Here is a 16,201-nt window from a genome sequence, read left to right as displayed (position 1 = left end):
GACAACGTCTTGCAAGCATCTAATGCTGCCACGCGGTAAATTGGTGAACGCGGGCCATTGTGCGCCGCAATATTTCATATGCACGCGCACGTCCGGAAGGACGTTTTCGCCACTGCGACGTCTGCGCGCAGCCCCTTGCGCACGGCCTAAAGTCGTATTGGGTCGCATTTCCCCGCAATGCTACCTTTTGCATCGAAGTTCTCTGCAATGAGCCGACAGAAGTTCGGCGCAGCGAGCGAGAAGCCACAATAAATTTTGCAACGGATTTGGGGAGCGATTCAAACATGTCCACCATCGCAGCAACATCGGCGAAAGCCCAAGGGATGACGAAGGACGAACGCTTCGTCATCTTCGCGTCATCGCTCGGCACTGTTTTCGAATGGTATGACTTCTACCTGTTCGGCTCGCTTGCCGGCATCATCGGCGCGCAGTTCTTCGGCGTGATCGATCCCGCCACCAAGCTGCCGATGTTCAATCAGGCCACGCGCGACATCTTCGCGCTGCTGGCCTTCGCCGCGGGCTTTATCGTTCGTCCGTTTGGCGCCATCGTGTTCGGACGCGTCGGCGACATCGTCGGCCGCAAGTATACGTTCCTCGTCACTATCCTCATCATGGGCCTGTCGACCTTCATCGTCGGCATTCTGCCTAATGCAGCGACCATCGGCATCGCGGCTCCGATCATCCTGATCGGCCTGCGCCTGCTGCAGGGCCTTGCGCTCGGCGGCGAATATGGCGGCGCGGCAACTTATGTGGCGGAACACTCGCCGGCCGGCAAGCGCGGCTACTACACGTCGTTCATTCAGACCACGGCCACGCTCGGCCTGTTCCTGTCGCTGCTCGTGATCCTGTTCACGCGGTCGGCGCTAGGCGAGCCTGAATTCGCAGCCTGGGGCTGGCGCATTCCGTTCCTGGTCTCGGTGGTTCTGCTCGGCATCTCGGTCTGGATCCGTCTGCGCCTGAATGAATCGCCCGTGTTCCAGAAGATGAAGGACGAGGGCAAGGGCTCCAAGGCTCCGCTCACCGAAGCCTTCGGCAACTGGAGCAACGCCAAGATCGTGCTGATCGCACTGTTCGGCGGCGTGATGGGCCAGGGCGTGGTCTGGTACACCGGCCAGTTCTACGCGCTGTTCTTCATGCAATCGATCCTCAAGGTCGACGGTTACACCGCGAATCTCCTGATCGCGTGGTCGCTGCTGCTCGGCACCGGCTTCTTCGTGTTCTGGGGCGCCCTGTCCGACAAGATCGGCCGCAAGCCGATCATTCTGGCAGGCTGCCTGATCGCAGCGCTGACCTTCTTCCCGATCTTCCGGATGATCACCACCAACGCCAACCCGACTCTGGAAAAGGCGATCGAGACCGTGAAGGTGGAAGTCGTTTCAGATCCCGCGCTTTGCGGCGATCTGTTCAACCCGGTCGGCACCCGCGTGTTCTCCACGCCTTGCGATACGGCCCGCGCCTATCTGGCCCAGTCGTCGGTCAAGTACTCGACCGCGTACGGTGCAGCGGGCTCGGGCGTGAAGGTCGTCGTCAACGGCAAGGACGTGCCCTACACCGCGGCTGCAGCGTCGAACCCGCAGGTTCTCGCAGCGGTTCAGGCGGCGGGCTATCCCAAGGCGGGCGACGCGCAGATCGTGAAGATGGCGCATCCGTTCGATATCTTCCGTCCGCAGGTCGCGGCGGTGATCGGACTGCTGTTCGTCCTGGTGCTGTTCGTGACCATGGTCTACGGGCCGATCGCGGCAATGCTGGTCGAACTGTTCCCGACCAAGATCCGCTACACCTCGATGTCGCTGCCCTACCACATCGGCAACGGCTGGTTCGGCGGACTTCTCCCGGCGACCGCCTTCGCCATCGTGGCCTCGACCGGCGATATCTATGCCGGCTTGTGGTACCCGATCATCTTCGCGGCAATCACCGTGGTCGTCGGCTTCTTCTTCCTGCCGGAGACCAAGGACGTCGATATCAGCGCGAACTAATCTCGCCCAACCGGCAGCCTGGCTGCCGGCTGACACGACGACGACAAACCGGCCGCGGAGCAATCCGCGGCCTTTTTTTTGTTTCGGCAGATCTGCGAGCGTCAGGTCGCGCCGACGAACTGCAGCACCACCTCGCGGCGATGCGGGCGGGCGCGGTGTTCGATCAGATAGATCCCCTGCCAGGTTCCAAGCGCGAGCTTGCCTGACAGAACCGGGATGTGCAGCGAGGTTGCGGTCAGCATGGTACGAACATGCGCCGGCATATCGTCGGGACCCTCTGTATCGTGCGTCCAGTTAAAATCCTGAGGCGCAAGACGATCGAGCGTTGTCATGAGATCGACCAGCACGGAAGGATCGGCGTTTTCCTGGATGGTGAGCGACGCTGAGGTATGGCGGACGAACAGCGTCAACGCACCTTCACGGGCCCCGATCTCGCTCAGGAATTTGCCGGCCTCGCGGGTCAGATCGACGAAACCCGCACCGGATGTCTGCACCGTCAGTAGCGACGACACGACGGATTCGATGCGAACTGCAGACAGCGCGCTGTGCGTGATGGATCTGGCTGATGTCACGACGCGAACCTTTCGACTGGTGGATCTTCTGATGAACCAAAACGCCGAGATGGCGTTCCCACTTCAATCAGGATGGACAAGGGAAAACGCCATGAAGCTTAAAACATCAAGGGACATTCCGGGGCCGGGGCCACGCAAGGACGAACAGCGCGCGCAGGAGAAAGCGGTGATTAAGGACGCAGACAAGACCGATCAAGCCGACCGCGACGCCATCCATGGCGATGGCGACGATATCGGGCTCGACCGCAAATAAGAGCTGCGCACTGCGTTAATCGTCAGAGCTAACCACATCTGCGCGGTGAATTTCCTCGCCCTCTTCGTTGCGGACGGAAATGGCGAAGTGCTTGCCGCGGAGCTCGGGCCTGATCTTGTAAATATCGCCTGCGAGCTTGTCGGCGACCTCAGCGGCCAGCAATTCATTGCGCAAAATCTGCCCGGAAGCGTCGGGCACGGTCGTCCCATCGACGAGATCAAAATAAAATCTCGGCATCAAAGTGCTCCCTTAAGTCGAAAAACGTACGATTTGGCTCCTCTCTGCTAGTACCGAATTATTCTCGATATCGCGGCAAAAGGCGCTGCGCATCATACCAATCAACAATGTGAGCACTGCCATCCGGCGCGAAACTCGCAGCGCTCAGATTTTCCCGCTGGAATCGCGCTGGATGCGGCTTGCCATATCGACAAGGCGTCGCCACGCGTTTTCGACAAAGGCCATCACCCGATCGACATCGCGTTCGCTCGGCAGCGGAATCTCGATCTTCCTCTCGCCGTCCGCACTCCCTGGTTTTCCGGGCTTCAGCGAATCCTGCTTAGGGAGCGCTTCATCGGTCTTGCCGGCGACGGCTGGACCACGCTGGGCAAGCTCCGCCTTCAGTCTGTCGTTGTCCCTCTGCAGCCGCCCTATCTCGGTATCGAGCGCGGCACGTTCATCCGGCAAGACATAGCAGGCCCAGCCGGATCCCTTATCCGTGCATGTCGAAACCGTGCCGGTGCGGGTATCCAGGCGGATGACGCCTTCAGCGATCGGCGACAGCGAATAACGGCCATTCTCGATGTCCGGGAGGGCCTGCGCAGACGCACTGACGATCCCAGCCATCAGCACCGCGCCAACCCGCGCAGCGTACCGCATGGGCTGTCCGGGGGAGGCAAAACGCACCACAGCATTCTTCATGGAGATGCTCCGCGTTGCGAGTTCGGGGCGATAGCCGCCTTTACTCTCAGATGTGCTCAGATTTGAGATTTGAAAGGCGCTCGCTTCGTCTTCAACGCATCAGCCAGCAATTCGAGCCGGTCCTGGCCCCAAAATACTTCACCGTTGAGCACATAGGCCGGCGAGCCGAACACGTCAGCCGCAATCGCCTCCTGACGGTTCTGTTCGTATATCGCAGCCACATCGCTGGACGCTGCGCGCTCTAGCAGTTTCGCGCCCGGCAGCCCCGAATCATCCGCCAGCCTGGTCAGCACGGCCGTGTCGCCGAGATTGAGCTGACCTTCCCAGACCGCGGGAAATGCACGGCGCAGGAACGGGTCCGGATCGTGTCCAGCCTCGAGCGCCGCGATCACCAGACCATCAGCGAGTCGGCCATCGAATGGCCAGTTTTTCGGCTGCAGATGAAAATCGAGACCGCGTTTGTCGCGCCAGCGCTGCAATTCAAGCATCCGGTAGCGCTGCCGCACCGGATGACGCTTGCCGAGTGGAAGGCCGCCGGTTTCCGAAAACAGATCACCGAGAAATACCGGTTTATGATTCACCTTGAGATCATAAGTACTTACGAGATCGCGAAAGAGCGTGTGGCCGATATAGGCCCAGGGCGATGGCAGCGAAAAATAGTAGTCGATCTCTTGAGACATTCCGGGCTCCGGCGGGGCGTTTTCAAACTCTGCGGTACTCCAACAGAGCGCCCTGCGCCGTGCAAGATAGATCACCTCGAAAGTCATTCTTGCGCTGCGGCGATCCCGCGCAGCGGGATTCGAATTTCGTCAATAAAATCAAATGAATCAAAGCACTAACAGGCGATCAGCGAATCTTGACTTGGCAAGATGCGCTAAGTATGGTCCGCCCGGCTTTGAAGGGTGACGGGGCGTTATTTCCAGCATTTGCAGCGTTATTTCGAGTGTCGCAAGCATGACGAACGGCACACGGGACGATGACAGTGAACGCGGAAACGATGGCAAATCGTCTCCCGATGAGGCTGCGCTTTCCGCAAGGCTCGGAAGTCTGAATCAGCGTCTGTCCAAACTTCAGGATGAGCGCAAACTCCAGACTGACCAATCCGAAACTGGAAGCGGAAACGCGCAGTCCAGGGCATCGGCCATGGCAGTGGGTCTCCGTCTTTCTTCGGAACTGGTCGCGGGCGTCGTCGTCGGAACGATTCTGGGCTGGGGCTTCGATCGTTTGCTGTCGACATCGCCGTGGGGGCTGATCGTTCTCATGCTGCTCGGCTTCGTCGCCGGCGTGATGAACGTGATGCGCTCGGCTGGGGTCGGAAAAAAAGCGGAATAAGAAATTCGCGCCCAAGACCTCTGCGTCGTTGGCGCAGCATTTGAGTGCCGGCTGTCCGGCAAGGAAACGCCGGACGTTCCGGCCGAATTGAAAGACCGACGTGGATGGCCGATCCGATCCATCAATTTGAGATCCACAAGATCTTCACCCTGGGCCATATCGGCAATCAGGAAATCGCCTTCACCAACTCATCGGCCTATATGTTCGGCGCCGTCGCCGTCGTGTCGCTGCTGATGATCGGCGGCAGCGCCGGACGTGCGCTGATCCCGAGCCGCTTCCAGTCGGTCGCCGAGCTGTCCTTCGAATTCGTGTCGAATACGGTGCGCAGTAGCATCGGCGAAGAAGGCATGAAGTTCTTCCCGTTCGTGTTCTCGCTGTTCATGTTCATCCTCACGGCGAATCTGATCGGCATCATCCCCTATACCTTCACCGTCACCAGCCATCTGATCGTCGCCGTCGCGCTGGCATTGATGGTGTTCCTGACCGTGCTGCTCTACGGCCTCTACAAAAACGGTCTCGGCTTCTTCAAGCTGTTCGTGCCGCACGGTATTCCGATTTACATCCTGCCGCTGGTTACGGTGATCGAGGTGATCTCGTTCCTGTCCCGCCCGGTGTCGCATTCGGTCCGTCTGTTCGCCAACATGCTGGCCGGCCACATCACGCTGAAGGTTTTTGCCGGCTTCGTGACCTCGCTGAGCGCACTCGGCGCACTCGGCATTTTCGGTTCGGTGCTGCCGCTGGCCATGACCACGGCGCTGACCGCGCTGGAACTGCTGGTCGCCTTCCTGCAGGCCTATGTGTTCACGATCCTGACCTGCATCTATCTCAACGACGCACTTCATCCGGGCCACTAACCGCGTTTTAGTGTTCTGGCGGAATTCCACCCCTCAACTGTCTTAATCCCCTATCCCAAGAAGGAGTTTTACTATGGATCCCATCGCAGCGAAGTACATCGGCGCCGGCATTGCTTGTCTCGGCATGGGTGGCGCTGGCATCGGCGTCGGCATGATCTTCAGCCAGTTCCTCAACGGTGCGCTCCGCAACCCGTCGGCTTCCCAGGGCCAGTTCGCTAACCTGATCTTCGGCTTCGCCGTGACCGAAGCGCTCGGCATCTTCTCGCTGCTGATCGCGCTGCTGCTGCTGTTCGCCGTCTAAGCTGAAAACGGATCCGGTTGCCGCTCCGTCCTGGAGCGCTTCCGATCGATAAGGAGACTGCTGTGGCTGAAGGTCAGGGCAAATCCAAGGGCGCCGATCACGGGACTGCCGCACACACTGCGGCAGACGGTGGTCACAAGGCGTCGTTTCCGCCGTTCGAGAGCAACACCTTCGCTTCACAGCTGGTGTCGTTCGCGATCGCGTTCGGCTTGCTCTATCTGATCGTGTCGCGTCTGGCGCTGCCCCGCGTCGGCGGCGTGCTTGCGGCCCGTCAGCAGGTTCTCGATACGGACCTGAACGAAGCCGCCAAGCTCAAGGGCGATTCCGACGCTGCATTGAAGGCTTACGAAACCGAACTCGCCAATGCTCGCGCCAAGGCGCAGGCGATGGCGACCGAAGTTCGTGAGAAGCTCAATGCAGAACAGGAGCAGGCCAAGGCGAAGCTCGAAGAGAGCCTTGCCAGCAAGCTTGCTGCAGCGGAGCAGACCATTGCCACCACCCGCGCAACGGCGATGGGCAATGTGCGCAGCATTGCTGCGGACACGGCCTCGGCGATCGTCGAACGCCTGACGGGCATCAGCCCGGATGCAGGCGCCGTCAACGCCGCGCTCGACGCGTCGCTGAAAGGATAAACGGATGTTCGGACTTCAAGCTGAATTCTGGGTCGCCGTCGCTTTTGTCCTTCTGATGGCGGTGTTCGGCTGGTTCGGTATTCACCGCACCATCCTGACGGCGCTCGATCACCGCAGCGTCCGCATCAAGCAGGAACTCGACGACGCCCGTCGCCTGCGCGATGAAGCCGCCGCGCTGCTCGCAGACTACAAGAAGCGTCATGCAGCGGCCGAGCGCGAAGCGCAGGACATCATCACGTCCGCCAAGGAAGAGGCCGAGCGCATTGCCGCGGAAGCCAAGACCAAGATGGAAGATTTTGTCGCTCGCCGCACCAAGAGCGCAGAGGGCAAGATCGCGATGGCGGAAGCCCAGGCTATCGCAGATGTTCGCGCAGCCGCAGCCGAAGCCGCAGTGAATGCCGCAGCCTCGGTACTGTCGCAGTCGGTAAAGGGCTCGGTGGCCGACGACCTGATCGCCAAGGGTATCGGCGAAGTTCGCTCCAAGCTGAACTAAGCGAAAGACTTCAAACTAAAAAAGCCGGCGCGAGATGATCGCGCCGGCTTTTTTTGTTGGCTCGGATAACCCCTTAGCGCCGCTTGCGTGCGGGCGTCTGCGATTTCAGGGCCTGCGGATCGAAGCCGATATAGAAGATGTAGGAATCGCCTGCAGTGCCCGTCGGCACGGGATAGACGAGATCTTCGCCGACCAGGCTGAACGGCACGCTGGTCTCGCTGCCTATCTGCACATTGGTCTGGAACACCTTGGTGGCAATGGTCTTCGGCGTCACGCCTTCCTGCACCACGGCGACACGCAGCGGCACATCGACCACTGCTGGCGCGCCGGCCGGCCCGACGATGACGCGGCCCTGGATGCCGATCTTGACCGAGATCTGACCGCCATTGAGATCGCAGGAGCGCGCTGTCCGGGTGATGGTGGCCTGGAAAGCCAAATCGTTGCCGACCGCAGGCTTGCCCGCAGCGCCGACCGCATAGGTCGAGGCGCCCGGCCGGATGCTGACGCTCGGGCAGGTCAGATCGTTCTCATCGGTCTGCGGCGATTGCGGCGCGCCGACCTCGGTGGACTTGCCCGAAAACAACTGGGTGAAGCGATCGGTCATCGACGGGCTGCCGCCGCCGCTGCTGCTGCTCGGCGAACCGCCGCCGAACATGCTGCCGCCGCCGCAACCGGCCAGCGTCAGGCTTGCTGCAGTGATCACCAGCAGGCCGCGGAGCGCGCCGGTGCGGCCGCTGATCGGCATCGAACGAATGTTGCGCATTGTGAAGATATCCCCGGAAATTCAGTCGTTTGCGCTGCCCCGCCCAAGGCGTGCGCAGGGCCTTATAACAGCGCAATGGCGGCGAACCCAAGGCGCTTGAGACAGGACAGATGCGCGCCATTGCGCCACATCCGGACATCGCGTTGCAACACGACTACCCGCGGAAGTCCTCATGCAGCATGCCGTAAAGCAGGTGATCCTGCCAGATGCCATTGATGCAGAGATAACGCCGCGCCAGTCCCTCGCGCGAGAAGCCACACTTCTCCAGCACCCGCACCGACGGCAGGTTGCTGGGAATACAGGCCGCCTCGATGCGGTGCAGGTTCAACTCGCCAAACAAGGTCGGCAATAGCACCCGCAGCGCCGCGGTCATGACGCCCTGCCCGGTATAGGGCTGGCCGACCCAGTAGCCGATGGTGCCGGCCTGGACGATGCCCCGGCGCACGTTGGCGAGCGTCACGCCGCCCAGCAGCGTGCCATCGGACTCGCGAAACACCAGAAACGGATAGGCGCGATCGGCGGACGCATCGTCGGCATAGCGGCGCAGCCGGCGGCGAAAGCCGGAGCGCGTCAGGTCGTCTGACGGCCAGATCGGCTCCCACGGCGTGAGATAACCCCGGCTCAGCTCACGCAGATCGGCCCATTGCGGAAAATCGCTCATCACGGGCGCGCGCAATGCAACGCCGTAGCCGCGCGGCGCCAGCGCCGCCGGCATGCTTGATGGCAAACGAAACAGGGCCATAGGCTCGCTCCCTGATGCCTCGGACCTCACCTGCCTAGTGGAGCAGGCTCTTGTCCTTGGCGCGGGTCAATCCTTCCGCAAAAGCCACCGCCGTGTCCAGCCCCCGGCCGCTGCCGAGCGCCGCCACGGCCGGACGGCTGCGCGTCAGCAGGCCACGGGCGACGTTGCGGGTCGATTCCACGCTGACATCATCGATGCGCTGGACGAGCTCTTCCACGGTGAGCGGACGGCCATAGGCCAGCATGTGCCGCGCCAATTGCTCGGCGCGCGAGCTGCAGCTCTCCAGCGCCATGAGCAGACCGGCCTTCATCTGCGCCTTGGCGCGCGCGATTTCGGCTTCGGTCAATGTCTCCACCGACTCGTTGATGACATCGACGATGACTTCCATCATCTCCGGCGCATCGGTGGGATCGGTGCCGGTATAGAGGCCGAAGAAGCCGGTGTCGGTATAGGGCGCGTGGAAGGTGTAGATCGAATAGCAGAGGCCGCGCTTCTCACGCACTTCCTGGAACAGCCGCGAGGACATGCCGCCGCCGAGAATGTTCGTAAAGACCTGCAGGCTGAACAGCGACAGGTCCGATTGCGGCAAGCCTTCCAGCGCCAGCGTCAGATGCGCCTGTTCAAGATCGCGATTGACCACACGCGAGCCGCCCTTGCCGAACATCGCCGGCTGCGGCTTCGGCGCAGCCGTGCCTTCGAAGCTGGAAAAGCGATCAGCGGCTTCATGCACGACCTGGCGATGATTCACGGCGCCGGCTGCAGCTACCACCATGTCCGGCCCGCGATAATGCGTGGACAGGTAGCTCTGCAGCATGTCGCGGTCGAAACCTTTCAGCGTCTTGGCGGTGCCCAGAAGCGAACGGCCCATCGGCTGGTCGGGATAGCAGAGCTCGTTGAGGTGTTCGAACACGACATCGTCCGGCGTATCCTGCGCCGCGCCGATCTCCTGCACGATCACGCTCTTCTCGCGCTCCAGCTCATCCGGCACGAATGTCGGATTGGCGAGAATGTCGGAGAGCACGTCGAGCGCGAGCGGCACATCGGCCTTCATCACGCGGGCGTAATAGGCTGTGGTTTCGGTCGAGGTCGCGGCATTGAGATCGCCGCCAACCGCCTCGATCTCCTCGACGATCTCGCGCGACGAACGCTTCTTGGTGCCCTTGAACGCCATGTGCTCAAGCAGATGCGAGATGCCGTGCTCGTTAGGCTTCTCATCGCGGCCACCGACGCCGGTCCAGACGCCGAGCGCTGCGGTTTCCAGATGCGGCATGGTATCGGTGATAACCGTCAGGCCCGAAGGCAGTTTGGTAACTTCGACGGTCATCAGGATACTCCTTGCTTCGCAGCACGGCTGACCGACAGCACGAACTGCTCAATATCGCTTTGGTCATTCTTCATGACCTTAATATGCTCGGGCTTCGTCATCAGCCCTTCCAGATAGACCGGCAATGCCGGCCGCACGCCGCACGCCGCTTCCACCGCATCAGGGAATTTCGCTGCATGCGCTGTCGACAGCACGACATTGGGCACATGCATCTCGGTGGTGTCACGATCGGCGACGGCCAATGCCACGGCGGTATGCGGATCGATCAGATCGCCGGTTTCGCGCCATGCGGTCCGGATCGCAGCCGATGTCTCGTCCTCGTCGGCGCGGCCGGATTCGAAATCGGCACGGATCGCGGTCAGCACTTTCTCGGGCAGCACGAAACGACCAGACTGCTTCAGCGAATCCATCAGGCCACGCACCAGCGCAGCATCGCGGCCGGAGGCTTCGAACAGCAGACGTTCGAAATTCGACGACACCTGAATGTCCATCGACGGGGACGACGAGGCGTGCACCTCACGCACCTCGTAGATGCCGGTCTTGAGCGTGCGATCGAGGATGTCGTTGACGTTGGCAGCGACGCGCAGCTTGCGCACCGGCAGACCCATGCGCTTGGCCACATAACCCGCAAAGATGTCGCCGAAATTGCCGGTAGGTACCGTGAAATCAACGCTGCGTGCAGGCGCACCGACGGCGACTGCCGAGGTGAAGTAGTAAACCACCTGCGCAACGATACGCGCCCAGTTGATCGAGTTCACACCTGACAACGACACGGCGTCACGAAACTTGTGATGGTTGAACAGGCCCTTCACGATCGCCTGGCAATCGTCGAAATGGCCCTCGACGGCGAGCGCATGGACGTTCGACGCGCCGGTCGTGGTCATCATGCGACGCTGCACGTCGGAAATGCGGCCGTTCGGAAACAGCACGACGAGATCGACATTGTCGCGACCGGCGAAGGCATCGACGGCAGCGCCGCCGGTGTCCCCCGAGGTCGCGACCACGATGGTGGTGCGCTGATTGCGCTTGGCGAGAACATGATCCATCAGCCGCGCGATGAGCTGCATGGCGACGTCCTTGAACGCCAGCGTCGGGCCGTGAAACAGCTCGAGCACGAACTGGTTCGACGCGGTCTGGTCGAGCGGCACCACGGCGGGATGGCGGAAGGTGGCATAGGCCTCATTGGCCATGCGCCCGAGATCCTCGTCGGAAATCTCGCCGGCCACGAACGGCCGGAGCACCTCGACGGCGACTTCCCAATAGGGCCGGCCGAACAGCGACGCGATGGTCTCGGCTGACAACTGGGGCCAGACCTCGGGAATGTAGAGGCCGCCGTCGCGGGCAAGCCCGGTCAGCATGACATCGCAAAAACCGAGTTTCGGGGCCTCTCCCCGCGTCGAGATATAGGTCGTCAAGGCGTCCTCCAAAGGCGCGGAAACCGCCAAGCCTTTGATAATAATGGGGTTAAAACTTCGCTGGCAGCTAAGTCTGAGGGCACCATAATGGGTTTCGCCGAGTGGGGAAACCGCCAATGGGGCGGTCCGACGAACCAGGCACCCGAGCGTTAAGTTTCGCCGAACGCCCTCCGGATGACCGGCAGGATCGGGCTTCCTGGCTCAACCCATAGGGCCGCTACTCGCTTCAGAAATTCAATTTGGGAAGTTGGCCAATCGTTCGAAGCAAGGATTGGCCGGCTCTCAAACAGGACGGCACCAAGGTCATCCGGACTGTAAGCGTAGATGGCTCCGGAGCCGATACAGCATTCTCCATCAGCGAATAGAAGACTCTGATGTCCGCCATCCGCGATAAGGGAACGGTAGATTGGCACGGTCAGGTGAAGGACGTTTTCAATCGTGTTGATCGGCAGGTAGCTCACCGCTTTTTGGGGCCCAAGAGCCAGATGATGCTCCAGAATTCGCTTTCCTTCGGCGGCCAAAATGATGTCCCGGCTCTTCTCCACGATTTCCTCCGGAGCTGGCTCAAACAGCCCGCTGCCCCTTGATCCACGCTCCGAAAGCAATCACCACGGCGGCCGCGAGGCCAAACCATGTGATGGCATATTGCATGTGGTCATCCTTGAGATGGATTTCGAGCGGACCGGGCTTCGGAATGACGTTGGCCGGCACGGGACTTTCCAGATCGACATAGAACGGGGCCACAGCGCCCCAGCCGAGCGCCTGCGCCATGGCACGCTGGTCGCGGTTGAACCAGAGGCGCTTGCTGACGTCGTCATGGGGCGTCAACGTGCCCGCGGTTTCGGGAAAGCGCAGATAGCCGGTCAGGGTCACGGGGGTGCCGGTGATGAGCTTCTGCACGGCGCGGTCCTGCTGCGCGCGATCCTGCATCGTGTTCTGCACGAAGCCTGCATTGATCACGACGGTCTCGCCGGATGCCAGCTGCGCCGGCAGGAAGGCCCAGGTCACCGGGCCCGGCACATCGGGCCGCACCCCGGAGCCGGAGCTGTAGACCATGCCGTCCGGCACGGGTTTGTAGGTGGCCGAGAAGCTGACGCGGCGGAATTCGTCCTTCGCCGGGGTCAGCGTGCTCCATGTGGCTGGCGCGGGCAATGTGCCGGGCGCACCTGCAAGGCGCTCCGTGAGTGCGGCGATCAACGCGTGTTTCTCGGTACGGCGCTGCAACTGCCAGAAGCCGAGGCTGAGGAGCACACCGACGATGATGAGCGTGACGATGCCGAGACCGGTGATACTGCGCCGGCGCGCTGCAACAGTGTTCATTTCGGCGCGCGATCGATGAGTTGGCCTTCGGAAGCCTTGTGGTGGAATTGCAGGGCGATCAGCAGCGACTTCATTGAGCGCAACGGCAGCAGCGTGGTCGCGAGAATCAGCGGCAGCCATAGCGCGGCATGCAGCCAGAATGGCGGCTGGTACTTAACCTCTACCACCAGCGCGCAACCGACCACGATGGCACCGGCGAGCATGATGATGAAGATTGCAGGGCCATCACCGGTGTCGATGAAAGCATAGTCCAGTTCGCAACGCTCACAGCGCGGCGCCAGATTGATGAAGCCCGCATAGAGCTTGCCCGCACCGCAGCGCGGGCATTTGCAGGTAAGGCCGCGGATGACGGTCTGGCCGAGCGTGACGGGGGCAGCGAGTTGATCGGGCATCGAGTCGAATTCTTTCACGCCGCAGAGGCCAACGAAAAAGGGCGGCCCTGCGGCCGCCCTCTTGTAGCACCGAATGCGGTCAGTGCGCGGCTGCGCCGACGATAGGGCCGCCATAGCCCCAGACATAGATCGTGACGAACAGAAACAGCCAGACCACGTCCACGAAGTGCCAGTACCAGGCGGCGAATTCGAAGCCGAGATGCTGTTTCGGCGTGAAGTGACCGGCATAGACGCGGAACAGGCAGACCAGCAGGAAGATGGTGCCGACCAGCACGTGGAAACCGTGGAAGCCGGTCGCCATGAAGAAGGTCGCACCGTAGATGTTGCCCTTGAAGCCGAAAGCAGCGTGGGCGTATTCGAAGGCCTGCACGCAGGAGAAGGCTGCTCCGAGCAACACGGTGAGGATCAGGGCGTATTTCACCGCCTTGCGGTCACCTTCCAGCAGCGCGTGATGCGCCCAGGTCACCGTGGTGCCCGAGGTCAGCAGGATCAGCGTGTTGAGCAGCGGCAGATGCCAGGGATCGAAGGTCTGGATGCCCTTCGGCGGCCAGACGCCACCGAACAGCGCCTCGCGTGTGGCGTGCACGGGATCGCCGGGGAACAGCGACGAATTGAAGTAGGCCCAGAACCAGGCGACGAAGAACATCACTTCCGAGGCGATGAACAGGATCATGCCGTAGCGATGGCTGATCTGCACCACGCGGGTGTGGTCGCCCTTGTACTGGGCTTCGCGAACCACGTCGGTCCACCAGCTTGCGAACACATAGAGCACGCCGATAGTGCCGACGCCGAACACGATGGGCGCCGCCGCATACATGTGATGCATCCAGCTGACAGCGCCGACCGCCATGATGAAGGCGAACAGCGAGCCTACCGCCGGCCACGGCGAGGGATCGACGAGGTGATAGTCGTGGTGCTTAGCTTGCGCCGTAGCCATTGCGGTTCTCTCCGTCAGCTGCGCCGGTTGAAGCCGGTGCGAGTTCTCTCAATTTTATAACTCGGAACGCTCCGGGATTTCTCTCAGAGCTTTCTCTTAGAGGTTACCCTTGCGCTTGTCAGTCTCCGTCGCCGCTAGCGGCTTCGGCGCCGGATCGCGCAGGGGGTAGAACGTGTAGGACAGTGTGATCGACTTCAGTCCGTCATTCTCGCTATCCGCGGCCAGCGCAGGATCGACATAGAATACGACGGGCATTTCGCGCTTCTCACCGGGCGCCAGGGTCTGGTCAGTGAAGCAGAAGCAATTGATCTTCTGGAAATACGCACCCACCGTCAGCGGCGCCACATTATAGGCAGCCTGTGCGGAGGTGGTGCGGGCGGACTGGTTGGTCACGGTGTAGAATACAGTCACGACCTCGCCGATCTTGACCTCGATCTCACTCTGCTCCGGGACGAATTTCCATGGCAGGCCGCCGGACACGTTGGCGTCGAAGCGGACGGCGATCTTGCGTGCGATCGGGCCCGTCGCGGGTGCCGAACTCGCCACCATCGTGGTGCCGTTGAAGCCGGTGGCGCGGCAGAACCAGTTATACAGTGGCACGGCGGCGTAGGACGCGCCGACCATGAAGGCCACGAGCAGACCGCACGCCGCAGCCACAGTCGCATCGCGACCCAGACCGCGGCGCGCATTCTTATCGCTGCGCGGGCTGCTCACTTCGACTGGCTGGATCTGCGGCTGATCGGTCATGTCACTCAGCTTTTGTCATTACATGGGCCGGATGAGAACGGCCGGCCCTTTGACCATGGTGACGGCAAAGAACAGCACGACGAGGATGCCGAGCGCCCAGGCGATGGCCAGGGAGCGTTCGCGCCGGCTCTTCTTCTGCGCCTCGGTGAGGACGATGCCCTCTGGCTCGGTAGGCTTGCGCTCATTGTCCATGGGATCATGCGCCCCTCTACCAGACCATCGGGAGGATGGCCTTCACGACCACCTCGAGCAACAGAATGGCAAACAGCGCGAACAGATAGACGATCGAGAAAGCAAACAGCTTGCGCGTCGCGCGATTGGCAGGCGTGCCTTCGCGCAGACAATAGACCTGCACGGCGAGATACATCATGCCGGCGCCGAGGATCAGCGACGCCACGCCGTAGACGGCCGAGAAATAGCCAAGCGGCCACGGGGCCACGGCGGTCGCAACCAGCACGACAGTGTAGAGCAGAATCTGCAGCCGGGTCGCATCGGGACCGGCGACCACCGGCAGCATCGGCACGCCGGCGCGGGTGTAATCGTCGTTGCGGAACAGGGCCAGCGCCCAGAAATGCGGCGGGGTCCAGAAGAAGATGATCAGGAATAGCAGGACCGGCTCCATCGAGAGCGTTCCTGACGCCGCAGCCCAGGCAACGACTGGCGGCAGCGCGCCGGCTGCACCGCCGATGACGATGTTCTGCGCGGTCCAGCGCTTCAGAGCGATGGTGTAGATCACGACATAGAAGAAGATGGTGAAAGCGAGCAGCGCGCCGGCGAGCCAGTTGACGAGGATGCCGAGCGTCATCACCGAGAAGAAGGCCAGCACCAGACCGAAGGTCAGTGCTTCCGGCCGGGTGATGCGACCGCGCGGAATCGGGCGGTTGGCGGTGCGCGACATCAGGGCGTCGATATCGGCTTCGTACCACATGTTCAGCGCGCCGGAGGCGCCGCCGCCGACAGCGATACAGAGGATCGAGGTGATCGCCAGCACCGGGTGATGATCGCCCGGCGCCAGGAAATAACCGACCATCGCCGTGAACACGACCAGCGACATCACCCGCGGCTTGAGCAGCGCGATGTAGTCGGCAACACCCGCTTCGGAGATGCGGGGGGCAGACAGGTCGATGGTATGGTGGTCGAGGACGGACAAGATCATTCTCACTTTTGTTACGAGCACTCCGCCGAAACCCTTGCGAGTTCGGCGGAGGCATTAACTCGGTGCGGCACCCA

At 61.7% G+C, this 16,201-nt stretch carries 22 protein-coding genes; 7 read left to right on the top strand and 15 right to left on the bottom strand.

Going from position 1 to position 16,201, the window contains the following annotated elements; translation table 11 throughout:
- Positions 1-323: 323 nt before the first annotated feature.
- Positions 324-1,976, top strand: coding sequence for an MFS transporter (locus AB8B02_RS27360; protein ID WP_374725619.1), 1,653 nt, complete (start codon positions 324-326; stop codon positions 1,974-1,976).
- A gap of 101 nt (positions 1,977-2,077) precedes the next feature.
- Here the strand turns inward: AB8B02_RS27360 and AB8B02_RS27355 are convergent, their stop codons facing one another.
- Positions 2,078-2,548, bottom strand: a complete 471-nt coding sequence (locus AB8B02_RS27355; protein WP_439065685.1) for a secondary thiamine-phosphate synthase enzyme YjbQ — start codon at positions 2,546-2,548, stop codon at positions 2,078-2,080.
- 31 nt (positions 2,549-2,579) lie between these two features.
- On the opposite strand from AB8B02_RS27355, the gene AB8B02_RS27350 reads away from it, so the two are divergent.
- Entirely contained in the window at positions 2,580-2,801 is a 222-nt protein-coding gene (locus AB8B02_RS27350) for a hypothetical protein (RefSeq protein ID WP_439065684.1), read from the top strand.
- Between the two features lie 15 nt (positions 2,802-2,816).
- Here the strand turns inward: AB8B02_RS27350 and AB8B02_RS27345 are convergent, their stop codons facing one another.
- The 3 genes from AB8B02_RS27345 to AB8B02_RS27335 form a co-directional block, all read right to left on the bottom strand.
- The gene (locus AB8B02_RS27345) at positions 2,817-3,038 is read right to left on the bottom strand and encodes a DUF6894 family protein (protein WP_089266842.1); all 222 of its coding nucleotides are present in this window, start codon (positions 3,036-3,038) and stop codon (positions 2,817-2,819) included.
- Positions 3,039-3,182: 144 nt separating this feature from the next.
- Positions 3,183-3,677 carry a hypothetical protein gene (locus AB8B02_RS27340; protein WP_089266934.1) on the bottom strand — a complete coding sequence of 165 codons (495 nt, stop codon included), beginning with the start codon at positions 3,675-3,677 and terminating at the stop codon, positions 3,183-3,185.
- Between the two features lie 98 nt (positions 3,678-3,775).
- Positions 3,776-4,399: a 2-hydroxychromene-2-carboxylate isomerase gene (locus tag AB8B02_RS27335; protein WP_320446429.1), complete on the bottom strand. Its 624-nt coding sequence runs from the start codon at positions 4,397-4,399 to the stop codon at positions 3,776-3,778.
- A 274-nt stretch (positions 4,400-4,673) separates the two neighbouring features.
- Here AB8B02_RS27335 and AB8B02_RS27330 point away from each other — a divergent pair, with 274 nt between their 5' ends.
- From AB8B02_RS27330 to AB8B02_RS27310, 5 genes are all read left to right on the top strand, one after another.
- Positions 4,674-5,051, top strand: coding sequence for an AtpZ/AtpI family protein (locus AB8B02_RS27330; RefSeq protein ID WP_068732630.1), 378 nt, complete (start codon positions 4,674-4,676; stop codon positions 5,049-5,051).
- 104 nt (positions 5,052-5,155) lie between these two features.
- Positions 5,156-5,905, top strand: a complete 750-nt coding sequence (locus AB8B02_RS27325) for a F0F1 ATP synthase subunit A (protein WP_089266839.1) — start codon at positions 5,156-5,158, stop codon at positions 5,903-5,905.
- Between the two features lie 73 nt (positions 5,906-5,978).
- Entirely contained in the window at positions 5,979-6,206 is a 228-nt protein-coding gene (locus AB8B02_RS27320; protein WP_068732626.1) for a F0F1 ATP synthase subunit C, read from the top strand.
- Between the two features lie 62 nt (positions 6,207-6,268).
- The gene (locus AB8B02_RS27315; RefSeq protein WP_120289077.1) at positions 6,269-6,838 is read left to right on the top strand and encodes a F0F1 ATP synthase subunit B family protein; all 570 of its coding nucleotides are present in this window, start codon (positions 6,269-6,271) and stop codon (positions 6,836-6,838) included.
- 4 nt (positions 6,839-6,842) lie between these two features.
- Positions 6,843-7,331, top strand: a complete 489-nt coding sequence (locus tag AB8B02_RS27310; RefSeq protein WP_068732624.1) for a F0F1 ATP synthase subunit B family protein — start codon at positions 6,843-6,845, stop codon at positions 7,329-7,331.
- A 73-nt stretch (positions 7,332-7,404) separates the two neighbouring features.
- Here AB8B02_RS27310 and AB8B02_RS27305 read toward each other — a convergent pair whose 3' ends face one another.
- The 11 genes from AB8B02_RS27305 to AB8B02_RS27255 form a co-directional block, all read right to left on the bottom strand.
- Entirely contained in the window at positions 7,405-8,094 is a 690-nt protein-coding gene (locus AB8B02_RS27305; protein WP_439065683.1) for a hypothetical protein, read from the bottom strand.
- Between the two features lie 154 nt (positions 8,095-8,248).
- Positions 8,249-8,836, bottom strand: a complete 588-nt coding sequence (locus AB8B02_RS27300; protein WP_175365935.1) for a GNAT family N-acetyltransferase — start codon at positions 8,834-8,836, stop codon at positions 8,249-8,251.
- 34 nt (positions 8,837-8,870) lie between these two features.
- Entirely contained in the window at positions 8,871-10,160 is a 1,290-nt protein-coding gene (locus AB8B02_RS27295; protein WP_093761650.1) for a M16 family metallopeptidase, read from the bottom strand.
- Entirely contained in the window at positions 10,160-11,575 is a 1,416-nt protein-coding gene (thrC, locus tag AB8B02_RS27290) for a threonine synthase (RefSeq protein WP_231078354.1), read from the bottom strand. The genes AB8B02_RS27295 and thrC overlap by 1 nt, the downstream gene beginning before the upstream one ends.
- A gap of 149 nt (positions 11,576-11,724) precedes the next feature.
- The gene (locus AB8B02_RS27285) at positions 11,725-12,120 is read right to left on the bottom strand and encodes a hypothetical protein (protein ID WP_231078355.1); all 396 of its coding nucleotides are present in this window, start codon (positions 12,118-12,120) and stop codon (positions 11,725-11,727) included.
- Between the two features lie 19 nt (positions 12,121-12,139).
- Positions 12,140-12,895 (bottom strand): SURF1 family protein, encoded by a 756-nt coding sequence (locus AB8B02_RS27280; RefSeq protein ID WP_439065682.1) that lies wholly within the window; start codon positions 12,893-12,895, stop codon positions 12,140-12,142.
- Positions 12,892-13,287 (bottom strand): DUF983 domain-containing protein, encoded by a 396-nt coding sequence (locus AB8B02_RS27275; protein ID WP_439065681.1) that lies wholly within the window; start codon positions 13,285-13,287, stop codon positions 12,892-12,894. Before AB8B02_RS27275 ends, AB8B02_RS27280 begins: the two co-directional genes overlap by 4 nt.
- A 79-nt stretch (positions 13,288-13,366) precedes the next feature.
- Complete coding sequence (locus AB8B02_RS27270) at positions 13,367-14,224, bottom strand: cytochrome c oxidase subunit 3 (RefSeq protein WP_089266832.1); 858 nt, start codon at positions 14,222-14,224, stop codon at positions 13,367-13,369.
- Between the two features lie 96 nt (positions 14,225-14,320).
- A complete protein-coding gene (locus AB8B02_RS27265; protein ID WP_175365930.1) occupies positions 14,321-14,971 on the bottom strand; it encodes a cytochrome c oxidase assembly protein in 651 nt (216 codons plus the stop codon).
- Positions 14,972-14,989: 18 nt separating this feature from the next.
- A complete protein-coding gene (locus tag AB8B02_RS27260) occupies positions 14,990-15,163 on the bottom strand; it encodes a CoxF protein (protein WP_120288167.1) in 174 nt (57 codons plus the stop codon).
- 16 nt (positions 15,164-15,179) lie between these two features.
- A complete protein-coding gene (locus tag AB8B02_RS27255) occupies positions 15,180-16,121 on the bottom strand; it encodes a heme o synthase (RefSeq protein ID WP_439065949.1) in 942 nt (313 codons plus the stop codon).
- Positions 16,122-16,201 lie beyond the last annotated feature (80 nt).

The organism is Tardiphaga sp. 862_B3_N4_1 (genome assembly GCF_051811085.1).
GTDB lineage: Bacteria > Pseudomonadota > Alphaproteobacteria > Rhizobiales > Xanthobacteraceae > Tardiphaga > Tardiphaga robiniae.
The sequence above is the reverse complement of the archived record's forward strand: the minus strand, read 5'-3'. Positions and strand labels throughout refer to the sequence as shown.

What these genes read in the sequence shown, in the direction of transcription:
- AB8B02_RS27335 (WP_320446429.1), bottom strand. Translation starts at nt 4,399, where the DNA reads ATGTCTCAAGAGATCGACTACTATTTTTCGCTGCCATCGCCCTGGGCC.
- AB8B02_RS27305 (WP_439065683.1), bottom strand. Translation starts at nt 8,094, where the DNA reads ATGCGCAACATTCGTTCGATGCCGATCAGCGGCCGCACCGGCGCGCTC.
- AB8B02_RS27325 (WP_089266839.1), top strand. Translation starts at nt 5,156, where the DNA reads ATGGCCGATCCGATCCATCAATTTGAGATCCACAAGATCTTCACCCTG.
- AB8B02_RS27350 (WP_439065684.1), top strand. Translation starts at nt 2,580, where the DNA reads ATGAACCAAAACGCCGAGATGGCGTTCCCACTTCAATCAGGATGGACA.
- AB8B02_RS27260 (WP_120288167.1), bottom strand. Translation starts at nt 15,163, where the DNA reads ATGGACAATGAGCGCAAGCCTACCGAGCCAGAGGGCATCGTCCTCACC.
- AB8B02_RS27330 (WP_068732630.1), top strand. Translation starts at nt 4,674, where the DNA reads ATGACGAACGGCACACGGGACGATGACAGTGAACGCGGAAACGATGGC.
- AB8B02_RS27270 (WP_089266832.1), bottom strand. Translation starts at nt 14,224, where the DNA reads ATGGCTACGGCGCAAGCTAAGCACCACGACTATCACCTCGTCGATCCC.
- AB8B02_RS27360 (WP_374725619.1), top strand. Translation starts at nt 324, where the DNA reads ATGACGAAGGACGAACGCTTCGTCATCTTCGCGTCATCGCTCGGCACT.
- AB8B02_RS27310 (WP_068732624.1), top strand. Translation starts at nt 6,843, where the DNA reads ATGTTCGGACTTCAAGCTGAATTCTGGGTCGCCGTCGCTTTTGTCCTT.
- AB8B02_RS27295 (WP_093761650.1), bottom strand. Translation starts at nt 10,160, where the DNA reads ATGACCGTCGAAGTTACCAAACTGCCTTCGGGCCTGACGGTTATCACC.
- AB8B02_RS27320 (WP_068732626.1), top strand. Translation starts at nt 5,979, where the DNA reads ATGGATCCCATCGCAGCGAAGTACATCGGCGCCGGCATTGCTTGTCTC.
- AB8B02_RS27280 (WP_439065682.1), bottom strand. Translation starts at nt 12,895, where the DNA reads ATGAACACTGTTGCAGCGCGCCGGCGCAGTATCACCGGTCTCGGCATC.
- AB8B02_RS27345 (WP_089266842.1), bottom strand. Translation starts at nt 3,038, where the DNA reads ATGCCGAGATTTTATTTTGATCTCGTCGATGGGACGACCGTGCCCGAC.
- AB8B02_RS27300 (WP_175365935.1), bottom strand. Translation starts at nt 8,836, where the DNA reads ATGGCCCTGTTTCGTTTGCCATCAAGCATGCCGGCGGCGCTGGCGCCG.
- AB8B02_RS27340 (WP_089266934.1), bottom strand. Translation starts at nt 3,677, where the DNA reads ATGCGGTACGCTGCGCGGGTTGGCGCGGTGCTGATGGCTGGGATCGTC.
- AB8B02_RS27265 (WP_175365930.1), bottom strand. Translation starts at nt 14,971, where the DNA reads ATGACCGATCAGCCGCAGATCCAGCCAGTCGAAGTGAGCAGCCCGCGC.
- AB8B02_RS27275 (WP_439065681.1), bottom strand. Translation starts at nt 13,287, where the DNA reads ATGCCCGATCAACTCGCTGCCCCCGTCACGCTCGGCCAGACCGTCATC.